At 64.5% G+C, this 23433-nt stretch carries 21 protein-coding genes; 4 read left to right on the top strand and 17 right to left on the bottom strand.

Features of this window, described 5'->3' with window-relative positions:
* Positions 1-35: 35 nt before the first annotated feature.
* From P8R33_RS08505 to P8R33_RS08460, 10 genes are all read right to left on the bottom strand, one after another.
* Complete coding sequence (locus tag P8R33_RS08505) at positions 36-1259, bottom strand: TIGR03087 family PEP-CTERM/XrtA system glycosyltransferase (protein ID WP_278328546.1); 1224 nt, start codon at positions 1257-1259, stop codon at positions 36-38.
* Between the two features lie 14 nt (positions 1260-1273).
* Positions 1274-2335: a FemAB family XrtA/PEP-CTERM system-associated protein gene (locus P8R33_RS08500; protein ID WP_278328545.1), complete on the bottom strand. Its 1062-nt coding sequence runs from the start codon at positions 2333-2335 to the stop codon at positions 1274-1276.
* A complete protein-coding gene (locus P8R33_RS08495; protein WP_278328544.1) occupies positions 2332-3204 on the bottom strand; it encodes an XrtA system polysaccharide deacetylase in 873 nt (290 codons plus the stop codon). Before P8R33_RS08495 ends, P8R33_RS08500 begins: the two co-directional genes overlap by 4 nt.
* Positions 3205-3221: 17 nt before the next feature.
* The gene (locus P8R33_RS08490) at positions 3222-4412 is read right to left on the bottom strand and encodes an XrtA/PEP-CTERM system-associated ATPase (protein WP_278328543.1); all 1191 of its coding nucleotides are present in this window, start codon (positions 4410-4412) and stop codon (positions 3222-3224) included.
* A 12-nt stretch (positions 4413-4424) separates the two neighbouring features.
* Positions 4425-6092: a preprotein translocase subunit YajC gene (locus P8R33_RS08485; protein WP_278328542.1), complete on the bottom strand. Its 1668-nt coding sequence runs from the start codon at positions 6090-6092 to the stop codon at positions 4425-4427.
* Positions 6082-7146 (bottom strand): P-loop NTPase family protein, encoded by a 1065-nt coding sequence (locus P8R33_RS08480; protein ID WP_278328541.1) that lies wholly within the window; start codon positions 7144-7146, stop codon positions 6082-6084. The genes P8R33_RS08485 and P8R33_RS08480 overlap by 11 nt, the downstream gene beginning before the upstream one ends.
* A 15-nt stretch (positions 7147-7161) precedes the next feature.
* On the bottom strand, positions 7162-8682 hold the full coding sequence (locus P8R33_RS08475) for an XrtA system polysaccharide chain length determinant (RefSeq protein ID WP_278328540.1): 1521 nt from the start codon (positions 8680-8682) through the stop codon (positions 7162-7164).
* 15 nt (positions 8683-8697) lie between these two features.
* Positions 8698-9300 (bottom strand): XrtA/PEP-CTERM system exopolysaccharide export protein, encoded by a 603-nt coding sequence (locus P8R33_RS08470; protein WP_278328824.1) that lies wholly within the window; start codon positions 9298-9300, stop codon positions 8698-8700.
* 219 nt (positions 9301-9519) lie between these two features.
* Positions 9520-10746 (bottom strand): pyridoxal-dependent decarboxylase, exosortase A system-associated, encoded by a 1227-nt coding sequence (locus P8R33_RS08465; RefSeq protein ID WP_278328539.1) that lies wholly within the window; start codon positions 10744-10746, stop codon positions 9520-9522.
* Positions 10743-12257 (bottom strand): acyl-CoA ligase (AMP-forming), exosortase A system-associated, encoded by a 1515-nt coding sequence (locus P8R33_RS08460; RefSeq protein ID WP_278328538.1) that lies wholly within the window; start codon positions 12255-12257, stop codon positions 10743-10745. The genes P8R33_RS08465 and P8R33_RS08460 overlap by 4 nt, the downstream gene beginning before the upstream one ends.
* A 26-nt stretch (positions 12258-12283) precedes the next feature.
* On the opposite strand from P8R33_RS08460, the gene P8R33_RS08455 reads away from it, so the two are divergent.
* Genes P8R33_RS08455 through P8R33_RS08440 form a run of 4 tightly spaced genes read left to right on the top strand, consistent with a single transcriptional unit; the run spans position 12284 to position 15075 of the window.
* Complete coding sequence (locus P8R33_RS08455; protein ID WP_278328537.1) at positions 12284-13273, top strand: GNAT family N-acetyltransferase; 990 nt, start codon at positions 12284-12286, stop codon at positions 13271-13273.
* A gap of 37 nt (positions 13274-13310) precedes the next feature.
* Positions 13311-13613, top strand: coding sequence for a phosphopantetheine-binding protein (locus tag P8R33_RS08450; RefSeq protein WP_278328536.1), 303 nt, complete (start codon positions 13311-13313; stop codon positions 13611-13613).
* A gap of 59 nt (positions 13614-13672) precedes the next feature.
* Positions 13673-14302, top strand: a complete 630-nt coding sequence (locus P8R33_RS08445) for a hypothetical protein (RefSeq protein WP_278328535.1) — start codon at positions 13673-13675, stop codon at positions 14300-14302.
* Positions 14299-15075 (top strand): hydrolase 1, exosortase A system-associated, encoded by a 777-nt coding sequence (locus P8R33_RS08440; RefSeq protein WP_278328534.1) that lies wholly within the window; start codon positions 14299-14301, stop codon positions 15073-15075. Before P8R33_RS08445 ends, P8R33_RS08440 begins: the two co-directional genes overlap by 4 nt.
* Here the strand turns inward: P8R33_RS08440 and P8R33_RS08435 are convergent.
* From P8R33_RS08435 to P8R33_RS08405, 7 genes are all read right to left on the bottom strand, one after another.
* Positions 15072-16286 (bottom strand): class I SAM-dependent RNA methyltransferase, encoded by a 1215-nt coding sequence (locus tag P8R33_RS08435; protein ID WP_278328823.1) that lies wholly within the window; start codon positions 16284-16286, stop codon positions 15072-15074. The two genes, P8R33_RS08440 and P8R33_RS08435, sit on opposite strands and share 4 nt — an antisense overlap.
* The gene (locus tag P8R33_RS08430) at positions 16283-17668 is read right to left on the bottom strand and encodes an NAD(P)H-hydrate dehydratase (RefSeq protein WP_278328533.1); all 1386 of its coding nucleotides are present in this window, start codon (positions 17666-17668) and stop codon (positions 16283-16285) included. Before P8R33_RS08430 ends, P8R33_RS08435 begins: the two co-directional genes overlap by 4 nt.
* Positions 17665-18021, bottom strand: coding sequence for a hypothetical protein (locus P8R33_RS08425; RefSeq protein ID WP_278328532.1), 357 nt, complete (start codon positions 18019-18021; stop codon positions 17665-17667). Before P8R33_RS08425 ends, P8R33_RS08430 begins: the two co-directional genes overlap by 4 nt.
* A gap of 38 nt (positions 18022-18059) precedes the next feature.
* Entirely contained in the window at positions 18060-19916 is a 1857-nt protein-coding gene (gene ilvD / locus P8R33_RS08420; protein ID WP_278328531.1) for a dihydroxy-acid dehydratase, read from the bottom strand.
* Between the two features lie 91 nt (positions 19917-20007).
* Positions 20008-20733, bottom strand: a complete 726-nt coding sequence (locus tag P8R33_RS08415) for an N-formylglutamate amidohydrolase (RefSeq protein WP_278328530.1) — start codon at positions 20731-20733, stop codon at positions 20008-20010.
* A complete protein-coding gene (locus P8R33_RS08410; protein ID WP_278328529.1) occupies positions 20730-21551 on the bottom strand; it encodes a 4-(cytidine 5'-diphospho)-2-C-methyl-D-erythritol kinase in 822 nt (273 codons plus the stop codon). The genes P8R33_RS08415 and P8R33_RS08410 overlap by 4 nt, the downstream gene beginning before the upstream one ends.
* Before the next feature lie 218 nt (positions 21552-21769).
* Positions 21770-23416: an electron transfer flavoprotein-ubiquinone oxidoreductase gene (locus P8R33_RS08405; RefSeq protein WP_278328528.1), complete on the bottom strand. Its 1647-nt coding sequence runs from the start codon at positions 23414-23416 to the stop codon at positions 21770-21772.
* Positions 23417-23433: the final 17 nt, after the last annotated feature.

The raw sequence follows: 23433 nt of genomic DNA, 5'->3' as shown, positions 1-23433 counted from the left end.
TCCACGCCCTTGCAGGCGCCGTATCGAGAGCAATGTCAGGCGGCATCTTGCCCCGCCTTCTCTGGAGAGATTATCTGAGGAAGCTGCGCGTAGACGCTATCCCAGCTCATGGTCTCGACCACGAACCGGCGCGCCGCCGCCCCCATGCCGTGTGCCATCGCCCCATCGGTCGCAAGCCGTTCGATCCGCTCGACCCACAGATCGGGATCGGGCTTGATGACGGCGAAATGCACATCGCTTGTCGCATCGATGCCGTTCGCCGCGCCCGGCGTCAGCAGCACCGGTCGCGCCATCGCCATGGCTTCGAGCACCTTGTTCTGGACGCCCCGCGCGATCATCAGCGGTGCCGCCACGACATCGGCGGCTTTCAGGAACGGGCGTACGTCGGGCACTTCGCCCCATACACGCGTCCCCGCTTCACCGTGGCGAGCTTTCAACGCAGCCGTCGGCGCCCGGCCCACGATATGGAAGCGGGCGCGCGAGAAGCGCTTGCGCAGTTTCGGCATGACCGCGTCGATCATCCATTCGGCAGCCGCGATATTGGGCGCGTAGTCCATCTGTCCGGTGAAGACGATCTGCGGGTCCTCGGCCTCGACCAGCTCCTCCTGACCGGCCACGCCGATCGGATCGAAGAAATCGGCGTCGATCCCGTTGCCGAGCGGGCGGATGTCCGTGCCGGACAGATTGTCGAGATTGGCCGAGAGCACATTCGCCTCGGCGCTACTGATCAGCAGCAGGCGGTCGGCGCGATGGGCAAGTCGCGCCTCTTCGCGCGCCAGCAGCCGCGCCTCGCGACCGTTGAGCCACTTTCGCTCTCCAGCCTCGGCATAGGCGGCAAATTTGGCGCTATCGACGTCGCACAGATCGATCACGACATGGCCGTGATAATCGTCAGGGATGTATTGCCCCATCTGCCCAGAGAATACGAAGATCGTATCGATGCGATGATTGCCGAGGGTCTTGTGGACGTAGCGACGCATGGCCTCATGCTCGAATGCCGCAAGGCTTATCGGCTTGCTGGCGAGCACCGCCTGGATGCCGGCAAGCGGCAGCGGTTTGCTGCGCTCGATCAAGGCATGAGTCTTGGCGATTTCGGCCAGCGCGCCCTTTTGCGCCAGATCGCTATCGTTCTCCGCAAAAGTTCCGACATGCACCGGTCCAAGGCGCGCAAGCCCCTTGAGGAGGTGGTGGGAGCGTATCTTGTCTCCACGATCGGGCGGGAACGGTACTCGGTGCGCGAGGAACAGGATGTCGCCCATAGCCAGCGCCGAGTTCAACCGAGACCGCGCGCTATGGCAGGGCCGATCCGGTTGGCGAGCGTTAGCGGCAGCCGCTTCCACAATTCGATCTTGGCGGAATAGCCCGCATCGGTCGGGTCGATATTGCGCGCCTCGCTGCCCGGCGCGCTCCAGCTGCGGTAGACCAGCGGTTCGGGCTCAAAGCCCCAGTTCTTCTTGAAGCTGAAGGGCCCACTCCCGGTCTTGGAGCGGCCGAAGTCGAAGCGCGCGCAGCCCTTGCGCCGGGCGTGGAGCATCAACTCGTAGTACATGCGCTCGTTCGCGCGGAGGCCGCGGGCGGCAAAGGTCCCGCCACCCCAGAAGGGCATCACGGTGCCGTTATGATAGAGCGACAGTACGCTCGCGGTCGGTCTCCCGCCGTGACTCACGGTGAGGATATCGGCATCGGCGCCGAACCGGTCGAGCACCGCATCGAACAGGCTGCGCGGGAAGACCGGCGTCCCGAGATTGTGCACGCTTTCGGCATAGACGGCATAATGCGCAGCGCGGTCCTGCTCGCTGCTGCCGACGGTGATGGTCAGATCGTTGGCGAGACCCTTGCGCACTTCCGCCCTCGCCTTGCGCGGGATGGCGAGCAATTGGGCTTCGTCGTCTTCCGCAAGATCGCGCGCGAAATTGGCGTGCTTGCCCGCGATCGTGTCCCAATCGCGGGGCGCAACCGCATGCCGTAATTCGATGCTAGGGACACACAGCCGCTGGGCGAGTTCGGTGGCAGCCTGGGCGAGGAGATCGACGTCGCGCTCGCGCGAAACCAGCATCCCGCCGCCGACCCCGAACCCGCTCGATACCAGCGCCCGCCCGAACAGCGGCGAGTGGACTAATGTGAGCGGCAGCCACCCCGACAGGGTCGTCCCCCGCTCGACGACGATCCCGTGCGCCTGATTGCTGGTGCCCTCTGCAATGGCGGAAAGCCACAGCGGGCGTTGGAAGACGCTGCCGCCGTTCTCGGCTACGAACCGCTCGATCCGTGCGAGTTCGACTGAATCGCCGAAATCGACCGCACGCAGCGTGGCACTATGCGTCACCGGCGCGTTCATGCCGCCCAGTCGAGACTGCGCGTGGCCTCTCGCGCGGCAAGCTCGTCCATCCGGCCCCAGGCGAACTCGCCCAGCAGGTCGGACAGCTTGTCCTCCATGCGCGACAGGTTGGTGTAGTGCCGCAGCCGCGAGCGCATCGGCGCTCCGGCGACCCGCGGCTGATCGGGGTCGACTTCCCACGGATGGAAGTAGAAGACCGCCGGACGGCGATCCTGCCGGTTCACTTGCCGGATGGCCCAGCGACTGAATGCATAAGGCAGTACGCGGAAAAACCCGCCGCCTCCCGCAGCCAGACGACGGCCTCTGAATACCGCCGTGGTCACCGGAATCTCGACGAGATCGCTGCCCGGTACGGGATTGAACGCGAACCGCGGTGCCTCACGCCAACCGTAGTGATCATGGACCACGGGAGCGACGCTGGAGGAGTAGGCATAGCCGTGCTCGGCCAGCACCTCGTGCGCCCATGAGTTGCGCGCGTCGATGGAGAAACTCGGCGCGCGATAACCGGTGATTGCCGCCCCACCCGCGTCCTCCAGGATAGCCCGCGACTTGGCGAGATCGTCGGCAAATTCCTGCTGGGTAAAGGTGAACACGCGCGTATGATCATAGCCATGACTGGCGAGTTCGTGTCCGCGCTCGACGATGGCGCGCATGGCCGCGGGATTGCGCTGCGCCACCCAGCCCAGCGTAAAAAAGGTCGCCTTCACTCCGGCGGCGTCGAACAGGTCGAGGATGCGCGCGACATTTTCGCCCACCCGCAGCTGGAGCGAATCCCAATCTTGACGCTTGATCGTGTGTTCGAAGGCGCCGACCTGGAACCAATCCTCGACATCGACCGACAGGCCGTTGACGATGCTGTGCTGTGTCACCGGCCCCTCCCGACGTGTCAGGCCGCTGCGCGCGTCGCCTGGCTCTCGAAATAGTCTATCATCATCGTGAGCACATGTCGCAGCGATTGTTCCTGCTCGTCGAGGCGGCGCTCGATGGCTTCGAGGCGCTTGTCGGCATCCGGCGGCAGCGCGCCGCCTGCCTGATCGCGCGAGGCGGCGAGTTTCTGAACCTCGCGGCGCATCGCGGCCATGTGCTTGTCGCGTTCGGCGAACGCCTTTTCGATGGCTTCGATCTGGTGATCGAGCAGCCCCTTGTCGCGCGCCTCTGAACTGGCTGGCGCTGGCTCGCTGCGTGCACGAGCGATCGCCTCGGCGGCCGGGAGATCGCGGTCCGGGCGCGGCTTGGCGACAGTCTCGCTGTGCGCCTCGGGCGAATTATCGCCGTTCATTTCTTCCAGCACCGCTCCGAGCATGTCGGCTTCGAGCACTGACTGTTCTTCCACCGCACCCATCAGCAGCAGCCGGGTCATGACCTGGTTGATCTTGCGCGGGATGCCGCCTGTCGCCTTGTGGAGCTTTACCCAGATGCCGCCGTCGATCTCGGGATTGCCGTCCCATCCGACATGCGCCAGACGATGCTCGACATAGGGCTCGATTTCGCCCGGCTGCATCGGTTCGAGATGATGCGCGGCAATGACGCGCTGGCGCAATTGCTCGAGCTCTTCCGACTGCGCGAGCAGGTGCTTGAATTCGGGCTGGCCAAGCAGGAGCGTCTGCAGCAGCGGATGCGATCCGAGCTGGAAGTTCGACAGCATGCGCAGCTCCTCGAGCGCGCCGATGGAAAGGTTCTGCGCCTCGTCCACGATCAGCAGCACGCGGCGACCGTTGCGGGCTTCTTCGTGCAGGAACAGCTCGATTGCAGCTAGCGCTGCTGCCTTGTCGCCGCCCTCGATGTCGAGGCCGAAGCTGCGCGCGGCGACGTGGATCATCTCGTCGTCGTCAAGCGCGCTGGTCACGACTTCGCCCACCGTCATGCGCTCGTCGTCCAACTTTTCCTTCAGATGCGCGACGAGCGTGGACTTGCCCGATCCGACCTCGCCGGTGATGACGACGAAGCCCTCGCCCTGGTTGAGCCCATAGCCGAGATAACTCAGCGCTTTCTTATGCGTGACGCTTTCGAAGTAGAAAGCCGGGTCGGGCGTCAGCTGGAAAGGGCGCTCGCGAAAGCCGTAATATTCTTCGTACATGCTGCGTCCTTATCAGAAGTCGTAGCGCAGGCCGAGCAGCGCGGAAGCGGTGAGGAACTCGTCGGGAGATGCTTCCGGATCGATCATGGTGAGCGCCACGGCGGCCCGTGCCGAGAGATTGCGCCACACCTGCTCGGTATAGGAAGCCGAGGTGCCGAGCGTGAAGGCATCGCCGAGCGAGCTGGCACCGCTTTCAAACCAGTTGGCGAAGGTGTTGAGCGCGTAATTGCCGCGACCGAACGGCCCAGCCAGATTTGCCGTGACATATACGCTTTCGTCGACGATCCCGTCGGCAAGCTCCAGGATCGTGCCCGGCGCGCCGATGAAGCGGCGGCGATCGTACCCGGCACCGATCCCTGCCACCGTACGGCCCATCTCATGCGTGTAGCTCACCACGACACCGCGCCCGCGGAAGACCGATGACCGCACGGAACCCAGCGCGCCATCGATGCAGCCCAGCCCGTCGAGGCTGTTGACGCAGCCGGTAATGTCGCCCGTGACAGGGTCGCGCACGACCTCGAAATCGGTCGGCAGTGCGGCCAGCGCATTGTTCAGGCGGCCGCCGAAACCCTGGATACTGTCGTAAACGCCGATGCCCAGCGTGCTGCGGCTGCTGGGCGCCCAGCTGAAACTGCCGTAGAAGGTTTCGCTGTCGTAGCGGTGGCCGAAGGTCGCCTGCAACTCTGTGCGGCTGCTCGGACGCCAGATTACGCCGACGTCCCAGATCAACCCGTCAGCCTCGTAGGCGATGGTGCGCGGGCTGCTTTCATCGGTGATGAAGCGGCCATCTTTGCCGAGCACAGGATCGCCGTCCGCATCGCGCAGGACATCGCGGCTCGATACTTCGACGTCCTCGATCCCGGCACCGAAGACCACCGCGAGGGTGGGCGTGACTGGTACCGTGACGTCGCCGCGAACGTAGACGTCGCGGACACGCTGATCGAGATTGGAGATGTCTTCTTGGTAGAAGCCAGCGCCGACTCCCACGCCGACCGGCAGCCCTGCCCGTCCCGGAGCGATCCCGGCGCGCACATTCGCGCTGTGGCTTACGCTCTCGTCGAAAATGTCGACCGGCTGGCGACCGGCGCTGACGAAATCCGGTCCGTCGACCCGCGTATAGCCAATCCGGTAATTGGCGGAGACGTCCACGCCCTCGACCTGCGTCTGCAGTGTCGGGCCGGCGTAGACCGAGTAGGTCTGGCTGGTGAAATCGTCGGCAGCCAGAGGTGCGATGATCGAGCGGCCCGAGCCATCGACGCTGGTCCGCGTGGCGAGCGCACCGGCCTCGATCGTCAGCACATTCGGCACGACCGAAGCATAGCCCCGGGCGATGCCGGTCAGCGTGTCGGAATCCGCGCCATCGGACTGGTGGGCGAAGTTCCGCTCGTAGCGCAGCGACACGGCAGCGCCCGTATTGCGCCCTTGCACCGAGGCATCGACGCCAGCGGCGAGCTGCGTGTAGGTCAGCACATCGTCGCCCGGCGTGATCTGCCAATTGGCGATGGTATTCGCCTCGATATAGGGATCGATCCGCGTGCGGCGCGAGGCGCGGCTTTCCGAGCGGCTCTCGGCCTCATCGGCACCGGCGTCGCGGTTTTGCTGCGCCATGGCCGGACTGGCCAGCGGCACAACGCCCGAAAGCGCCAGAGTTGCCAGAGCGAGCAACGCCTTACTGGTCATGGGATGTCTCTCCATAACCGTAATAGCTGCCGAAGCGGCGCCCGCTCGGGCTGAAGGTGGTATCGTTGAGCAGCAGCTTGATATCCGGACATGCCGACAGCAGGTCGACAGCGTCTTCCAAAGCAGCACGTCCCGTCTGGTCGCTGCGCGCGACGAGCAGCGCCTGGCCGACATGCTTCGCCAGCTCGGCTGCCGGCGTCGCAGCCAGGGCAGGCGGGCTGTCGAATATGACGAAACGGTTCGGCGCACCGCGGGTGAGGCGGTTGAGGACTTCCCAGGTTCGTTCGCTGGCGAGATATTCGCTGTCGCGCCCGGTGCGTTCGCCGGCGGGCAGCACCCACAGGCCGGGGATGTCCGTGCCGACCACGAAGTCTTCGACATGGGCAGAGTTATCCGCCAGAACATCCATGAAACCCTTGCCTGCGTTTAAACCGAGCTTCGACATGATCGAGGGCTTGCCGAAATCGGCATCGATGAGCAGCACTTCCGTATCCCGCTCGGCTGCCATCGCGATGGCGAGATTCAGCGCGCAAAAGGTCTTGCCTTCATTGGGATGCGGCGAGCAGATCAGCACCCGGCGCGCAGTCGCGCTGGCTTCGGCCTTGGCGGCTGCCAGCACCTGTCGCTTCACGATGCGGAATTCTTCCAGCAGGGTAGACGCTCCGCCGTCCGGGTCGATCAGGCCCTGCTCGCTGAGGAAGGAGCGGACGACCTCTCGCTTTTCCCCGCTGAAGCGGACCGAAGGAACCTCGGGTTCTTGCGCTGCCATGCTGGCCGCAGTCACTGGAGCTGCTGTGGGAGCAGGCTCAGCCTTCTCGCCGATGTAATCGGACGCGCGACGCTTCGGCGTCGGCTCCGGCGTTTGCTCCGGCGAAGCCTCCGAAGCGGCACGCTTGGGCGCGAATTTCTTCGCCTTGTTGCTGTCGAGGCCTTTCGGAACTCCGGCCGGACGCAGATTATCGAGGCCGAACGTCCCGCTCGCCCGTTCGAGCAGCGAGGCGCGATCCGGCTTGGCCTGTTTTTCCGGCGGCGTGATCTTGGTGGGCTTGTTCACTGACACATTCCCCCCTCAGGCGACCGAGCCGACCTGGATGACTTCCACGACCAGCAGCAGCAGGCAGACGCCTGCCAGAGCTCCGCTGGCGGCGAAAAATTTCTTGAGCTGGACACGCTGGCGGCGACGGTCGGCCGCCGTGATCGAACGCGAGATCGTGCCGATCACCGGCATATCGAGCACACGTTCCAGCTTTTCCGATGTGGTGAAGCTGGAGCGTAACTGCCCCATCACGAACGCCACGGCCGCGCCAGCGGCGAAGCCAGCCAGCAAGACGACGACCAGCAGCAGCGGGCGATTGGGTGCGGCCGGCTTGGTCGGCGCGGTCGGCGGATCGATCACTTCGAACTGGAACGCGCTGCGCTCCGTTTCGACCTGGCCGCGCAGGCGCATTTCCTCACGGTCCTTAAGCAGCTCGTCATACTTGTCCTTGAGGACCTCGTAGTCGCGGCTGATGCGATTGGCCTCGGCGGCCACGGCGGGTTCTTCCGCCTGGTTGGCGATGAGGCGCGAGATGTCGGACTGCAGCGCGGCCTTGCGTGCCTGCAGCGCCTGGTAATTCGCCTGCCGCTCCGACCGCATGGCGACGAGTGATGTGTAAGCCGGGTTTGTCGCACCACCGGCTCCGGAAGGCTCCTTCGCCGCCTGCTCGCGCAGGGACGCGACCTGGCGCTGCTGGGCCTGGATATCCGGGTGGCTATCGGTCAGGCCGCGGGCGCGCATGGCGGAAAGCTGCGATTGGGCCTGCGCCAGAGCTGCGCGCGCGCCCCCTTCGGCACCGAATGTCGCGATGGTGCGCGGCGTGCTGGAAATCTGGCCGTCAATCGCGGCGAGCGAGCTGGAGGCCGCAGCAATGTCGCTATCGACGTCGCGCATCTCGTCGCGCATCGCATTGATCCGGGTCGTAACGGTGCCGACGCCACCGATCAGTTCGGGGTTCTGCGCTTCGAAGGCGAGGCGGCGCTGTTCGGCAGCCTCGAGCTCCTGCTTCCGCTCGTCGAGCTGCTGGTCGAGGAAGGCGAGCGTGTCAGCGACCTGGCCGCGATTGCCCGCGACGTTCTCCTCGCGGAATATGTCGATCAGCTTCTGCACCACGTCCTGCGCCAGCGCGGCATTTTCCGCATCGGTCATGGAGGAATTGCCGATCGTCGCGGTCAGCTCGAAGAGATTGTCCTCGGTACTCACGACCCCGACATGGTCGGTCAGGCTATCGACAGCCGACTGCATCTCGCGCTGGGTGTTCACCTTCTCGCCCAGCTGTGTTGCGCGGACGACCTTCTCGAGATTGACAGCGCTGGTCAGCGTCTGGCGCACCTTGGTAATCGCCTGCCGCCCCTCTCCCGAAATCTCGAGCTGCTTGGAGAGCACGTCGTCGAGTTCGACATAGATCCGCGCGCGGCTTTCATAGCTGTTCGGGATAGTCGCCACGAACAGCCAGCCCACGATGCAGACGCCCCAGGCGACGGCGAGCGCCAGCCAGCGGCGGTTCCACACCGTATGCAGCGCGCTGCGGATCTCGTCGAAGACTTCCTGCATGCCCCCGCTCTACCCCTAGAAAGTGCTTTCCGGGATGATAATGACATCACCCGGTTGCAGCAGCACGTTCGCATCGCTGTCGCCGCGCTTGAGCAAGTCGGTCAGCCGCAGCGAATATTCGCGCTGGCGGCCTTGCTGCTTGTCGAAGCGGATCAGCTTGGCGCGATTGCCCGCGGCGAATTCGCTGAGGCCCCCGACGGCGATCATGGCGTCGAGCACGGTCATATTCGCGCGGTAAGGCAGCGATGCCGGCTGTTCGGTCGCACCAACGATGCGGATCTGCTGGCTGAAGGTGCCGGCAAATTCGTTGACGATCACCGAAACCAGCGGATCCTCGATATACTGGCTCAGCTGCAGCCGAATGTCCTCCTCCAGCATGGACGGCGTCTTGCCGACCGCTGGCATGTCTTTGACCAGCGGGATTGTGATGCGCCCGTCGGGGCGGACCTGAATTTTTTCCGCACCCAGCTCGGGATTGCGCCACACATGGATCGTCAGCTCGTCGAGCGGACCGATGACGTATTCCTCGCCTGGGCCTTCCTGCATCGCGACGAAGGTCGCGGGCGGCAGTTCGTCACCGGTTGTGGTGCAGCCACCCAGGGCGAGCGTAGCGGCCATGCAGCCGCCAATCAGCCTGGTGGTGTAGCTCAGTCGCATCGATAGGTCCCCGTGGATCAGTCGGAGCCTTCCAACACACTGCGTGTCGAATTTGCCCCATTTCGCAGGCCCTATGCGCTGCAAAAGGTGAATATAGCGTTATCCATACAGCGCTAAAGCGCCTGATTCCTGCGGGTTTACCTTCATTTTACAGCCCCGTCCCAAAGCGGGACTCTTCGCTCAGACCAGAATTTCGGATGCCGGGCCCTGACCGAGAAAGGCGCTGGGCGATGCGCTCGCGCCATAGGCTCCCGCACAGAAGACGGCGACGATATCGCCGACCTCGGCGCGCGGCAGGTGCGCCTTGTCGGCGAGCCGGTCGAGCGGGGTACACAGGCAGCCGACGACGTTAACCTCTTCCTGCGGCTCCGCATCGAATCGCGTGGCGATCGCAACCGGATAATTCCGCCGTACGACCGTGCCGAAGTTGCCCGATGCCGCGAGCTGGTGATGGAGGCCGCCATCGGTGATTAGATAGGTCTCGCCATAACTTTCCTTGCGATCGACGATGCGGGTCAAATACACGCCCGCTTCGCCGACGAGATAGCGGCCGAGTTCGAGGAAGAATTCCGTATCCTGCAGGCTGGCGGGCAAAGCGGAGAAGCGCTTGTCCAGTGCAGCCCCGACCGCGGCGACATCGAGCGGTTCGTCACCGGCGAAATAGGGAATGCCGAAGCCGCCGCCCATGTTGAGCTTGGGCAATCCGATCCCGGCATCATCGGTAATCCGCGCGGCAAGCTCCAGCACCTTGGCTTGCATGTCAATCACTGCCTCGGCCGAAAGCGCCTGGCTGCCGGTGAAGATATGCAGACCGCGCCAGTCGCAACCAGCCTCGACGATCTCGCGAGCCAGTGCCGGAACCTGGCTGGCGTCGATGCCGAAGGGCTTCGGTCCTCCGCCCATCTTCATGCCCGAGCCCTTGAGGTCGAAATCGGGATTCACACGGATGGCAAGTCGCGGCGTTGTGCCGAGCCGCTCACCGATAGCTAGGGCTCGCCTCGCCTCGTTGGCGCTTTCGAGGTTCAGTGTAACGCCCGCCGCAATGGCCGTTTCGAGTTCGCTATCGCGTTTTCCGGGGCCCGCGAAGCTGACTTTCGATAGGTCGAAACCGATCGCCTCGACCATTTCTAGCTCGCCACCCGACGCGATATCCAAGCCGTCGACAAGGGTCGAAAGGTGCTCAAGGACGGGCCGAAAACTATTGGCTTTAATCGCATAATTGATCTTGATGCGCTCCGGCATGGCGCGGCGAAGATCGCCAATCCGCTGCGTGATCAGGCCTCGCGAATAGACGAACAGCGGCGTTTCGTCTGCCTGCTCGACCAGCGCGGAGACCGCCTGTCCGCCGATCGCCAACTCGCCATTCAAGGTATCGAAACCCGCCGGGATGGGACCAAGCGGTTTCATGCGCCCACCTCTCGCGCCAGCGCGGCGCGGTCGATCTTGCCGTTCGGATTGAGCGGCAGCTTCTCGCGCCAGTCGATAGTGTGCGGTTGCATGAAGTTCGGCAAATCCCTCTTGAGCGCCTTCTCTAGCGATGATTGCGCGTCCTGCGCACCCGCTTGCGCCCGGACGACCAGATGGATCGCTTGTCCGAGCCTTTCGTCAGGCACACCAAGAGCCACCGCTTCGGCGACAAGACCGGTAGCGCCCGCTGCGTCCTCAAGTTCCTGCGGGCTGATCCGGTTGCCCGCGCTCTTGATCATCGCATCGCGGCGGCCGACGAAATAGAGCAATCCATTGTCTTCGCGCTTGACCCTGTCGCCGGACCAGACCGCCGTGCCGCCATATTCGGACATGGCGGGCGCCGGCCGGAAGCGCTCCCGCGTTCGCTCTTCGTCCTGCCAATATCCCTGCGCGACCAGCGGCCCGCAATGGACCAGCTCGCCTTCCTCCCCGGGCGCACTCACCTCGCCCGTGTCGTCGATGACGAGGATTTCGGCGAAGGGGATCGCCCGCCCCATGGACGTCGGATGCGTCGCAACGAGTGCCGGATCGAGATAGGTCGACCGGAAAGCCTCGGTCAGGCCGTACATCGGGAATATCTTTGTTTTAGGCAGGATAGATCGCAGGTCTTCCACCAGTTGCGAAGTCAATGCGCCACCCGAATTAGTGATCCTGCGCAGGGTAGATACCGCATCCGCCGGCCATTCGACTTCGGTCAGTTGCAACCAGAGCGGCGGAACGCCAGCCAGTGTCGTCACCCGATGCTTTCCGCAAGCCTTGGCCACATCGCGTGGAAATAGATAATCGAGCGGCACCACGCTGCCGCCCGCATACCAGGTCGAGAACAGCTGGTTCTGCCCGTAATCGAAACTGAGCGGCAGCACGGCCAACGTCACGTCGTCCGGCGCCATTCCGAGATAATGCGCGACCGAGACGGCTCCCAGCCACAGATTGGCATGGCTCAGCATCACACCCTTGGGCGCACCGGTCGATCCGCTGGTGTAGAGAATGGCGGACAGGGCGTCGGGATCGTGCTGGGATGGGCCGAGTGTCGCAGCAGCATCTTCCGCCTCGGTAAGGACGGCGCTTTCCTCCAGCAGTCCGCAACCGGAAGGGACATCGCCATCTTCGAGCGTTGCGAGCCGTGATTTCGTCCCCATCAGCAGTACAGCGCCGCTGTCGCCCAGGATATGGGCGACCTGCGCGCGTTTGAGGAGCGGATTGATCGGCACATGCACCATCCCTGCCCGCGCCGCCGCGAGCGGGAGCAAGCATGTGAGCTCGCCCTTCGCCGCCCAACTCGCCACGCGCGCCCCGGGCTCTGCCCGACCGGCGAGCCACCCGGCAAGCAGCGACACGCGCTCCCGCAAATCGGCATAGGTCAGCGTCCGGCCCCGCAGCACGAGCGCAGAGGCCTGTGCATCGCCTCTCTCGGTCAGTTGATCGAGCGGGTACGGCGTGGGATCAGGCATCGAGGCTCCGGAGCGAGGACGAACGGGTGACTATCGAAGTCAGCTATCACGAGACGGTTAGCAAACTGCAAGAGTTTGCCCAGTTCGCGCGTGGACCTTTCGACCGACCGGAATGGTACGCTTTGCTCGAACAGGGCGGAATGAGACCGGTGATCGTGGTCGGACGGAGCAAGCATCGCATGGCCGCCTTCCCCCTGATGGCGGCAGGAGATGGCCTCACAAGCCTCGCCAACTGGTTCACATTTACATGGAGACCGCTCGGCCGCGATGACGAGCTGGTCGACGCGATCCTGACCACGATGGCGAAAGATCTGCGCGGCCGCGTCTGCGCTATCACGCTCGCTCCGCTCCCGGATGAGGACGACAGTGCATCGCGGCTGGAGCGGGCCTTCCGCACGGCCGGCTGGGCCGTCTTTCGCCAACAGTCCGACGAAAACCACGTGCTGCATGTCGAGGGGCGAAGCTTCGCCGAATACTGGGCCTATCGCCCCGGCCCGATGCGGACCACGCTCAAGCGCAAGGCGAAGAAAGTCGATGTCGAAATCCTGACCCGCTTCGACGAGCGTGCCTGGGCGGACTACCGGATCGTTTACAGGAACAGCTGGAAACCCACCGAGGAACGCGGCGACATCCTCGAAGCCTTTGCCCGGATGGAAGGCGAGGCGGGCCGCATCCGCCTCGGCATCGCCCGCGCCGAGGGCGTGCCGGTCGCGGCACAATTCTGGACGGTCGAAGACAGCACGGCCTACATTCACAAGCTGGCGCATACCGAGGCGGCGAAACCACTCTCCGCCGGTACTACGCTGAGCGCGGCGCTGTTCGAGCATGCGATCGACATCGATGGCGTCGAGCTGATCGACTTCGGCACCGGTTCGGATGACTACAAGCGCGACTGGATGGAGACGGTCCGGCCGCGCTACCGGCTCGAATGTTACGACTGGCGCAACCCTCGCAGCTGGAAGCGCATCGCCAAGGCCGCGGCGCGCCGCCTTGCACGCGGCAATTCGCGCCGCTAAGGGCAACGCCTCGCGACGCAGGGGATACGCAAGCTACATGACCGCCGGGACCGCCACAGCAGAGCCGACAGAGCCGAGCCGCAGCGTTATCGACACGACCCTGCGCGCCATCCTGCGCGATGTGCTCGCGCTGGACGAGAGCCAGGTCGAAGCCTTCGACGCCGACACCGGTCTGTTCGGTCACTTGCCGGAACTCGATTCCATGGCGGTTGCAGGCCTCTTCACCGAGATGGAGGACCGGCTCGACATCGTGATCGACGACGACGATGTCGATGGCGAAATGCTCGAAACTTATGGTGGTCTGCTTGCCTTCGCCGAGGCGAAGACGGTCGAGAGCTGACCGGCACGGTGTATAGCAGCTGGCCCTGCCCGATGCCTTCCGGGGCGACGGCGGACGAGATGCTGCTGGGCTTCGACCGCAAGCGGGACCACCGCCTGCTGGTACTGATGCCGCTGTTCGACGAGGCCAGCAAGATGCGCCGGCAAATCGTTGAAACCATGCGCATTCTCGATCAGTCGGGCGTCGATTGTTTCTGCCCCGATCTGCCGGGCTGCAACGAAAGCCTTGCGCCGCACGCAAAGCAAAGCCTTTCCGGCTGGCGGGATGCCGCTGCAAACGCGGCGGCGCACGTGCAGGCTACCCATGTGCTTGGCGCGCGCAGCGGCTGTCTGGTGGCGCCTGCAGAGTTACCCGGCTGGGCATACGAGCTTGTAAAACCAAGCTCCGTCCTTTCCCGCCTTGCAAGGGCGGAACAGATATCTGCTCGCGAGGCGAATGAGACCGTCACGGCAAATGAGCTGATCGCGAGGGGTTGCGAGAACGGCGTTACGCTGGCTGGCTGGTCGTTCGGACCCGATCTCGTGAACGAGCTGGCCACCAGCGAATTAACCTCGTCCCCACACCACCTGCCCATAACGCAGGAAGAAGTCGGCGGAAGCCCCCTCTGGTTGCGCGCAGAACCTGGCTTCGATCCCGCACAGGCCAAGGCGCTGGCCGCGATCATCGTCGAGCGGTTGGAGCTGCCATGAGCAGGCTGCCGCTCATGGTCGAATGCCAGGGCAAGCGCTGCGGCGCCACGCTGGACAGTGCGCCCGGCACCACCGGCCTGCTGATGGTGAGCGGCGGAAACGAGGTGCGCGCGGGCGCATTCACCGGCGCTTCGCGGCTCGCAGGCGAGATCGCGGCGAAAGGCTTTCCGGTCTTCCGCTTCGACCGTCGCGGGGTCGGCGACAGCGAGGGCGAGAACCGCGGCTATCGCAAATCCCGCAAGGACATCGCCGCCGCCCTGCTTGCCTTTCGCGCTCTCGCCCCGCAGGTGGAGCGCGTGGTCGCTTTCGGCAATTGCGACGCGGCAACCGCGCTCATGCTGGCAAGCGGCGCGGAATGCGACGCCCTGGCGCTGAGCAATCCCTGGGTGATCGACGACGAGACCGATACCACGCCGTCGCCCGCCGCTATCCGGTCGCGCTATGCCAGCAAGCTGGCCAATCCTGCCGAATTGAAGCGATTGCTCACCGGTAAGGTCGACTTGAGAAAGCTGGTGCGAGGACTCGGCCGGGCCGCCCAACCACGGCCCGCTGCTTCATCGCTTGCCGAGGAAGCCCGCGACGGGCTTGCCGTCTTCCTCGGGCCGGTCACGATCCTGCTCGCCGAAAACGATCGCACCGCCCTGCACTTCGCGGAGCAGTGGGACAGCGCGGATACGCGCATCCGCCGCTGCCCGAATGCGGGCCATGCCTATGCGGGTGATGCGGCGCATGGCTGGCTCCGGGCGCAATTACTCGAAGCGCTGAGAGCCTAGCCGCGGGTGAAGTAGCTGGTCAGCTCGACATGGGTCGACCAGCGGAACTGGCCCACCGGGCGCAATTTTTGGAGCCGGAAACCCGCATTGACCAGCGTGCGCGCATCCTTGGCCCAGCTGGCCGGATTGCAGCTGACATAGGCGATGCGGGTGGCTTCGCTGGCCGCGATCTGCGCGATCTGCTCGCGCGCACCAGCACGCGGAGGGTCGAGCAGGAGCGCGCCGAACCGACTTGCCTCATCGGGTTGCAGGGGATTGCGGAACAGGTCGCGATGCATCGCGTGGACGGGAAGGCCCCGCGCATTGGCTGCGGATTTGCACGCGAGATGCGCATCGCGGGCGGCCTCCACGGCCAGCACCTTGGCGGGTCCAGCCAGCGCAAACGCGAATGTGCCGAGCCCTGAGAACAGATCGGCGATGGTATTCGCGCCCTGCAAATATGCCTTGGCATCCTCGACCAAGGCATTTTCTCCGTCCTGCGTCGGCTGGAGAAAGCTGCCATGCGGAAAACCGACCGGAACATGGCCGAGTGTGACCGAAGCCGGTTGCGGCTCCCACTGTGTTTCCGCGCCGTATCCGCGATCGAGCGACAGTCGGGCCAGACCGTAGTCCCGCGCAAAATCGAGCAGCGCTTCGGTAGCTGCCAAGCCCTCGGCCTCGATTCCCTTGATCGTGCAGTCGACACCCTGGTCGACCATCGTCAATTCGACATCGACCGGCTGGCGACCGGCATAGGCGGCTATGAGCTGCCTTAGAGGGGGCACCAGTGCCGCAAGCTCCGGCAGGAGGACCGGGCACTCCCGCAGGTCGACGATCCGATGCGAGCGCGCTTCGCGAAATCCGAGCACTGCACTCTTGCCTTTGCGCAATCCATGGAGCGTCGCGCGGCGGCGCGTTGCCGGCGGCGAAAGGTGCGTGGGCAGCACGTCTTGCGGCTCGATGCTCTGCCCATGCGCCGCATGCAGCACGCGGTCGGTGACGAACTGGCGCAATGCGTCCTCGCCAGCATGCTGGAGCTGGCAGCCACCACACCCCTCTTCCTGCGCCACGGCGAAGTGACGGCACGGCGGTTCGACATGTTGCGGCCCTGCGTCGAGCGTGCCATCGGGCAGCACGACGTCACCCGGGACACCTCCCGTTACATGACGACCGGAGGCCGTAACGCCATCGCCGCGGGCGGCAATGCGCTGGATCGGCTCGCCTTCGCTCACAGGAAGCTCGCCATGGCCGGTTTCAGCGCGCACGCCAGATCGCTGGCCGAGAAGGCCGGGGCGGCCCGTCTCGCGGCCTCGTGATGAAGCCAGACCGCTTCCTCGCAGGCGCGCATCGTGTCCGAATGTACGGCCAATCGTGACGCCACTATGCCGGCGAGAACATCGCCACTGCCTGCCACCGAGAGCCAGCTCGATCCGCGCGGGAAAAAGCGCATGCCTTCGCGGGCAGCGAGCACGGTGTCAGGGCCCTTGGCGAGCACTGTCATTCCGGTGACGTCGTGTAATCCCTTTGCGCGGTCGAGCTTGCTTTGCGCCGTGACGTCGAAACTTTCGCACAGCGTCGCTAGCTCGCCCTCATGCGGCGTCAGGCAGAGCTTCGTGACGTCGATTCCTTTCAGCATATCCGGGCGCAAGAGATGCAGGGCATCAGCATCGAGAACACATGGGTGGCGGTTTCCCAAGACCCGCGATAGCCGCTTGCGCGCTTCGTCATCGCGGCCAAGTCCGGGCCCGGTGAGCACTGCAGATATCCGCTCATCTTCAAGCACGGCGTCAAGGTCCTGCTCGATCACCATATCCGCCGGTGCATCCGGATGCGAGTGGTCACTCACCAGCTTCACATAGCCTGCCCCCGCATGCATCGCGGCCTCGGCAGAAAGGAGCGGAGCGCCAGGCATCGATCCTGCAACAACTGCCAGCAGCCCGCGCCGATACTTGTGGCTGTCTGCCGCAGGCGCTGTCAGTCGCGGCGCCGTCGCCAGTCGGTCGCTCGCGTCGTCCAACGCGAGGCCGATCGGGACACAGCGCAATGCGCCCATCGACGCCATCGCGGGCATCAGGAAATGGGCTTGCTTCCAAGCGCCGAGTGCGAGCGTAAGGTCATATTGAGGTAGCGGCCCGAGCACCGATCCCGTGTCGCTTTCGACCGAGCTCGGAACATCGATAGCAATTCTAAAACAATCGCTTGTGGCGAGTTCTTGAAGTAGGGTCGCAAAGTCACCTCCGACATCTCTTGACAGCCCGTAACCGAACAGGCAGTCGACAACGACCGGATCGGTCAGAGCCGCGCAGCCAACCACTTCACCCTTAAAGGCTGCCCGTGCCTTGCGCGCCGTTTCGCTTTTCGGCTTCACGGGAGCGACGACGCGCACCTTGTAGCCCCTCGCATGCAGGCAACCGGCGATGACGTAACCGTCCCCGCCATTGTTGCCCGGCCCGCACAGCACGATGACCGGTCGACCCGCAGCCATCCGCATCACCCACCGGGCCGCGCCTTTGCCGGCCCGCTGCATCAGCTCCCATTCGCTGGTCCCGGCATTCATTGCTGCTTGCTCGGCTGCGCGCATGGCTTCGACGCTGAGAACTGCCGTCGGGCTCATTGCGACGCCTGCGCCGGAAAATCGTAGCTGTCGTTGCCGATGGTCACGTAAATCCTTCCTTCGCGGACCTCGCTGCGTGCAGTCTCGAAACCGTCGACGCTGGCAAAACCGTCACCGCGCTCGACGAGACGACGGAAGCCGCCGTCGGGATGGCGGATCACGAAGAGATTGGCCCCGCCGACGCGCGCGGTTTCGAGGCGGCACTCGTCGGACCACTCGCCCTCACCCTCGAGCGCGCAAAGCACCGGCTCGGCGCCTTCCTCGGCCACGCCCTGCCCCTCCGAGCAGGCCACGAGGGTTGCAGCAAGAAACAGCGCTGCGGCGACGCTATACGAAGAGGGTCGAAATCTCATGCCCAGCGGCTGCCACGCCGCGCCGCACGGGGCAAGCCTCAGCGGCGCCTGATCTGCGAAACGTCCCGGATCGCGCCGCGCGCGGCAGAGGTCGTCATCGCGGCGTAGGCTTTCAGCGCATCGGTCACCCGGCGCTCGCGCGGAGCGGCGGGAGCCCAAGCATCGTCGCCCTTCGCGTCCATCGCGGCGCGGCGGCGGTCGAGCTCCCCGTCGGAGACTTCCAGCGTGATGGTGCGATTGGGGATGTCGATGGCGATGATATCGCCCTCTTCCACTAGCCCGATCGCCCCGCCCTCCGCCGCTTCGGGCGAGACATGGCCGATCGACAGGCCCGAGGTGCCGCCGGAGAAGCGGCCGTCGGTGAGCAGCGCACAAGCCGCGCCCAGGCCCTTCGATTTGAGATAGCTGGTCGGGTAGAGCATCTCCTGCATGCCCGGCCCGCCCCGCGGCCCTTCGTAGCGGATCACGACCACATCGCCTTCTACCACCTGGCCGGTGAGGATGGCGGTCACGGCATCGTCTTGGCTTTCGTAAACCTTGGCAGGGCCGGAGAAGGTCAGGATGCTCTCGTCCACCCCGGCTGTCTTCACGATGCAGCCGTCGCGCGCGATGTTGCCGTAGAGTACGGCTAGCCCGCCATCCTGGCTGAAGGCATGCTCGGCGCTGCGAATGACGCCGTTCTCGCGGTCGAGATCGAGTTCTTCCCAGCGGCGCGACTGGCTGAAGGCGGTTTGCGTGGGCACGCCTCCAGGCGCGGCCGAGTAGAATTCGCGCACCTTGTTGTTCTGCGTGCGCCCGATGTCCCAATCGTCCAGTGCATCGCCCATGGTCGGACTGTGCACTGTCGGCAGCGCGGTGTGAAGCAGGCCGGCCTTTTCCAGCTCGCCGAGGATCGACATGATGCCGCCCGCGCGGTGGACGTCTTCCATGTGTACGTCGCTCTTGGCGGGGGCGACCTTGGACAGGCATGGGACCTTACGGCTCAACCGGTCGATGTCTTCCATAGTGAAGTCGACGCCCGCCTCGTTCGCGGCAGCCAGCAAGTGAAGCACCGTATTGGTAGAACCGCCCATGGCAATATCAAGGCTCATCGCATTCTCGAAAGCTTCGAAACTGGCGATTGTGCGCGGCAGGACGCTGTCGTCGTCCTCTTCGTAATAACGCTTGGCGAGCGTCACCACGAGCCGTCCGGCCCGCTCGAACAGGCTCTGGCGGTCGGAGTGCGTAGCGAGGGTCGAACCGTTACCGGGCAGCGACAGGCCCAGCGCCTCGGTCAGGCAGTTCATCGAATTGGCGGTGAACATGCCCGAACAGCTGCCGCAAGTCGGGCAGGCGTTCTGCTCGATGGCGGTCACTTCCTCGTCGGTGTAGCTCTCGTCCGCAGCGGCGACCATCGCGTCAACCAGATCGAGCGCGACTTCCTTGCCCTTCACCACGACCTTGCCCGCCTCCATCGGTCCGCCGCTGACGAAGACCGCGGGAATATTGAGCCGCATCGCCGCCATCAGCATGCCTGGCGTGATCTTGTCGCAATTGGAAACGCACACCATCGCATCCGCGCAATGGGCGTTGACCATGTATTCGACGCTGTCGGCAATCAGGTCGCGGCTGGGCAGCGAATAGAGCATGCCATCGTGGCCCATGGCGATGCCGTCATCCACCGCGATGGTGTTGAATTCCTTGGCGACACCGTCCGCCGCCTCGATCTCGCGCGCAACTAACTGGCCGAGGTCCTTTAGGTGGACATGCCCGGGGACAAATTGTGTAAAGCTGTTCACGACCGCGATGATCGGCTTGCCGAAATCGCCGTCTTTCATCCCCGTCGCGCGCCACAGACCGCGCGCGCCCGCCATGTTGCGGCCATGGGTGGTGGTGCGGGAGCGATAGGCAGGCATGGCGGGTCTCTCTTTGCTTCGGCAGCAAGCCTAGCAGACGGGAGTGCCTACGCTAACGGTAGATTGCCGCGAGGGCGGCCAAGCCTGACTATCAGACCTCGAGCGCGACGCGCCCCAGCACATCGGCCAGCATCACCGCCCAGCGCGCCTGACCGGCAGGCGTATCGATCTGGTCCTGCCGGATTTCGACCGTGCAATAAGGGATGCCGTTCGCCTCCGCATGGCGGTCCATGGTGGCGTTGAGCTGCTTGCCCGAATAGGGCTCGTTATCGCCCACGGTCAGCCCCTGCTCGCCGAACAGGCGGATCGCATGGCGCGCCGCCGTATCGTCCTCGTTATAGAGCAGCGCGACTTCCCAAGGCCGTTCTTCGTCCTTGCTAGCCATGCTCGGCGTGAAGCTGTGCAGCGCGATGATCATCTTCGGCCTGGCATCCGCAATGAAGCTCGCCAGCGCGGTGTGGTAGGGCCGGTGATAGAGATCGAGGCGCTTCTCGACGTCGGCGCCGATATTGCCGGGGATGAGGTGTCCGTCGCTTTCGGTCGGCACGACGGCAGGCTCGTCTTCCTTGCGATGGAAGTCGCAGACGAGGCGGCTGACGGTGGCGATATGGGCGGGGATATTGTGGCGGCGCGCAAGCCGATCGGCGATGCCGCCTACGCCGATATCGACGGCGATGTGATCGTTCAGAAGCTTGCGATCGATGCCGAGATCGATGTCCGTCGGCACGAAATTGGAGGCGTGGTCCGCCACGCAGATCAGTCCGCCGGGGCGGATCGTGTCCATACCAACCTGGCGGTACGGAAGGCCGTCGATCATCTGAGGTTCCCTTGCATCTGCCACCAGCCGGGATGGTCGGCGGCGATGCATGCCGCGGCCTCGTCCCGCGCTGTTTCGTTCTCGAACAGCGCGAAACACGTCGCGCCCGAACCTGACATACGGGCGAGAAACGGCGAAGTTCCGCGCATTGCGGCGAGCACGTCGGCGATGTCGGGGCACAGTTCGATGGCCGGCGCTTCGAGGTCGTTGCGGCCTTCCAACGCGATGCTCCGCGAGTCTCCCTGCGGTATCGGCCCCCGGTCCGCCCCGTCCCATGCCCTGAACACCGGCCCGGTCGAAAGCGGCAGACGCGGATTGACCAGTAGCACAGGAGTTCCGGCAAGACTGTCGTCCGCCTGTTCAAGCTCGGTCCCCGTCCCGCGCCCGATGCAGGTGCGGCTTTCGACGCAGGCTGGGACGTCTGCACCAAGCGAGGCGGCGCGCTCTTGCCAGTCGTCGGGCAGACCGAACCGCTCACGCACGATGCGGAACACGGCTCCTGCATCCGCCGACCCCCCGCCCAGCCCCGCCGCGACAGGCAGATTCTTCTCGAGCGTGATCGCGAGCCCTTCGGAGCGCGGCAGCTTGCCGAGTGCCTTGGCGACGAGGTTGTCGAACGGGTCGACCAGCCCGCCCGCAAACTCGCCGACCACCTGCACGGTATCCTGCGCGGCGTTGCTGGCGCTCAGCCGATCCCCCGCATCGACGAAAGCGAACAGCGTTTCGAGTTCGTGATAACCGTCTTCTCGCCGCCTGCGAACATGCAGGGCGAGGTTGATCTTGGCGTAGGCGGTTTCGTTCACTTTAGTCTTCGCCAACGATATCGGCTCGATTCCACAAAGCGAGCTGCCCAAGCCAGCGAACTACAGATCCGAGTCCGACTATATATCCAACGATAAGTATCACTCGATCTGTTGTCGCTAAAACCGGTTTCACCAGCTCATTCGCATATCCAGCGAAAACCAGTCCGACCAAAAGTACGATCCAGCAGACAGCTACTCGAATTACGGACACTACCTGCAAGGAGGATACCCCCTCACATATTCGGATAGTTCGGCCCGCCGCCGCCTTCGGGCGTGGTCCATTCGATGTTCTGGTTCGGGTCCTTGATATCGCAGGTCTTGCAGTGGACGCAGTTCTGCGAGTTGATCTGGAACTTCGGCTCCTTGCCGTCCTCGACGATCCATTCATAAACCCCGGCAGGGCAATAGCGGTTGGAGGGGCCGTCGAAGACCTCGAACTCGCTCTCGCGCTGCAATTCGCGGTCGAGCACCTTGAGGTGGACCGGCTGGTCCTCCGCATGGTTGGTGTAGCTGAAGCTCACATTGGTCAGCTTGTCGAAGCTCAGCACGCCATCGGGCTTGGGATAGGCGATCGGCGTGTGCAGGTCTGCGCGTTCGAGCATCTCGTGATCGCGGTGGTGCTTCATGCTGATCGGCAGGCCGATCTTGAGCGTGCGCATCCACATGTCGATCCCGGCCAGAACGGTGCCGATGTCCTCGCCCCATTTGGCGACGGCAGGCTGGGCGTTCTGGACCAGCTTGAGTTCCCTGGCGATCCAGCTGTCGCGCAGGTTCGCGTCGTACTCCATCAGCTCGGTGTGCTCATGCCCCTCGGCGATCGCTGCGGCGACGCTTTCTGCGGCCAGCATCCCGCTCTTCATGGCGGTGTGGCTACCCTTGATGCGCGGCACGTTGACGAAGCCGGCCGCGCAGCCGATCAGCGCGCCGCCCGGGAAAGCGAGCTTGGGCACGGACTGCCAGCCGCCTTCGTTGATGACGCGCGCGCCATAAGCCACGCGCTTGCCGCCTTCGAGGATCGCGGCGACATCGGGGTGATGCTTCCAGCGCTGGAATTCCTGGTAGGGCGAAACGTAGGGGTTCTTGTAGTCGAGCGCGGTGACGAAGCCGATTGCGACCTGCCCGGCCGCCTGGTGGTAAATGAAGCCGCCGCCCCAGGTGCCGGTTTCGCTCAGCGGCCAGCCTTGCGTGTGGATCACGCGGCCCGGCTCGTGCTTGTCGGGATCGATGTCCCACAGCTCCTTGATGCCGAGGCCGTAGACCTGCGGCTGGCAATCCGCCTCCAGGTCGAACTTGGCCTTCATCTTCTTGGTGAGGTTGCCGCGCGCGCCTTCGGCGAACAGCGTGTATTTCGCGTGGATCTCCATGCCGGGCTGGAAATCCCCCTTCTGGCTGCCGTCCTCGGCAATGCCCATGTCCTGCGTTACCACGCCGGACACTGCGCCGTTGTCGTCGAACAGCACTTCGGCGGCCGGGAAGCCGGGGAAGACCATCACGCCCAACCCTTCCGCCTGCTCGCCCAGCCAGCGGGTGAGATTGCCGAGCGAGCCGGTGTAATTGCCATCGTTGCGCATGAAGGGCGGCAGCAGGACTTCCGCCATTTCGGACATGCCAGTGCCGGACAGGACCCAGTGGTGGTTCTCCGTCACCGGCGTCTCGGCCATCGGGCAATCCATGTCGCGCCAGTCGGGCAGCAGCTCGTTCAGCGCCTTGGGATCGACCACCGCGCCCGACAGGATATGCGCGCCGACTTCGCTGCCCTTTTCGAGCACGACGACTTCCAATTCCTCGTTGATCTGCTTCAGCCGGATCGCTGCCGCCATCCCGGCGACCCCGCCGCCGATGATGACGACGTCGCAGGGCATGGATTCGCGTTCGCTCATGTCTCTCTCTTTTCGTC

Origin of the sequence: Qipengyuania flavescens, assembly GCF_029688735.1 — a bacterium.
Lineage (GTDB): Bacteria > Pseudomonadota > Alphaproteobacteria > Sphingomonadales > Sphingomonadaceae > Qipengyuania.
The sequence above is the reverse complement of the archived record's forward strand: the minus strand, read 5'-3'. Positions and strand labels throughout refer to the sequence as shown.

Bases quoted from the DNA above. Each gene is read 5' to 3' on its own strand.
- P8R33_RS08490 (WP_278328543.1), bottom strand. From the start codon at position 4,412: ATGTACGAAGAATATTACGGCTTTCGCGAGCGCCCTTTCCAGCTGACG.
- P8R33_RS08425 (WP_278328532.1), bottom strand. From the start codon at position 18,021: ATGAGATTTCGACCCTCTTCGTATAGCGTCGCCGCAGCGCTGTTTCTT.
- P8R33_RS08460 (WP_278328538.1), bottom strand. From the start codon at position 12,257: ATGCCTGATCCCACGCCGTACCCGCTCGATCAACTGACCGAGAGAGGC.
- P8R33_RS08470 (WP_278328824.1), bottom strand. From the start codon at position 9,300: ATGGCCGCTACGCTCGCCCTGGGTGGCTGCACCACAACCGGTGACGAA.
- ilvD (WP_278328531.1), bottom strand. From the start codon at position 19,916: ATGCCTGCCTATCGCTCCCGCACCACCACCCATGGCCGCAACATGGCG.
- P8R33_RS08465 (WP_278328539.1), bottom strand. From the start codon at position 10,746: ATGAAACCGCTTGGTCCCATCCCGGCGGGTTTCGATACCTTGAATGGC.
- P8R33_RS08475 (WP_278328540.1), bottom strand. From the start codon at position 8,682: ATGCAGGAAGTCTTCGACGAGATCCGCAGCGCGCTGCATACGGTGTGG.
- P8R33_RS08430 (WP_278328533.1), bottom strand. From the start codon at position 17,668: ATGAGCCCGACGGCAGTTCTCAGCGTCGAAGCCATGCGCGCAGCCGAG.
- P8R33_RS08405 (WP_278328528.1), bottom strand. From the start codon at position 23,416: ATGAGCGAACGCGAATCCATGCCCTGCGACGTCGTCATCATCGGCGGC.
- P8R33_RS08445 (WP_278328535.1), top strand. From the start codon at position 13,673: ATGCTGCTGGGCTTCGACCGCAAGCGGGACCACCGCCTGCTGGTACTG.
- P8R33_RS08485 (WP_278328542.1), bottom strand. From the start codon at position 6,092: ATGACCAGTAAGGCGTTGCTCGCTCTGGCAACTCTGGCGCTTTCGGGC.
- P8R33_RS08415 (WP_278328530.1), bottom strand. From the start codon at position 20,733: ATGATCGACGGCCTTCCGTACCGCCAGGTTGGTATGGACACGATCCGC.
- P8R33_RS08440 (WP_278328534.1), top strand. From the start codon at position 14,299: ATGAGCAGGCTGCCGCTCATGGTCGAATGCCAGGGCAAGCGCTGCGGC.
- P8R33_RS08450 (WP_278328536.1), top strand. From the start codon at position 13,311: ATGACCGCCGGGACCGCCACAGCAGAGCCGACAGAGCCGAGCCGCAGC.
- P8R33_RS08505 (WP_278328546.1), bottom strand. From the start codon at position 1,259: ATGGGCGACATCCTGTTCCTCGCGCACCGAGTACCGTTCCCGCCCGAT.
- P8R33_RS08500 (WP_278328545.1), bottom strand. From the start codon at position 2,335: ATGAACGCGCCGGTGACGCATAGTGCCACGCTGCGTGCGGTCGATTTC.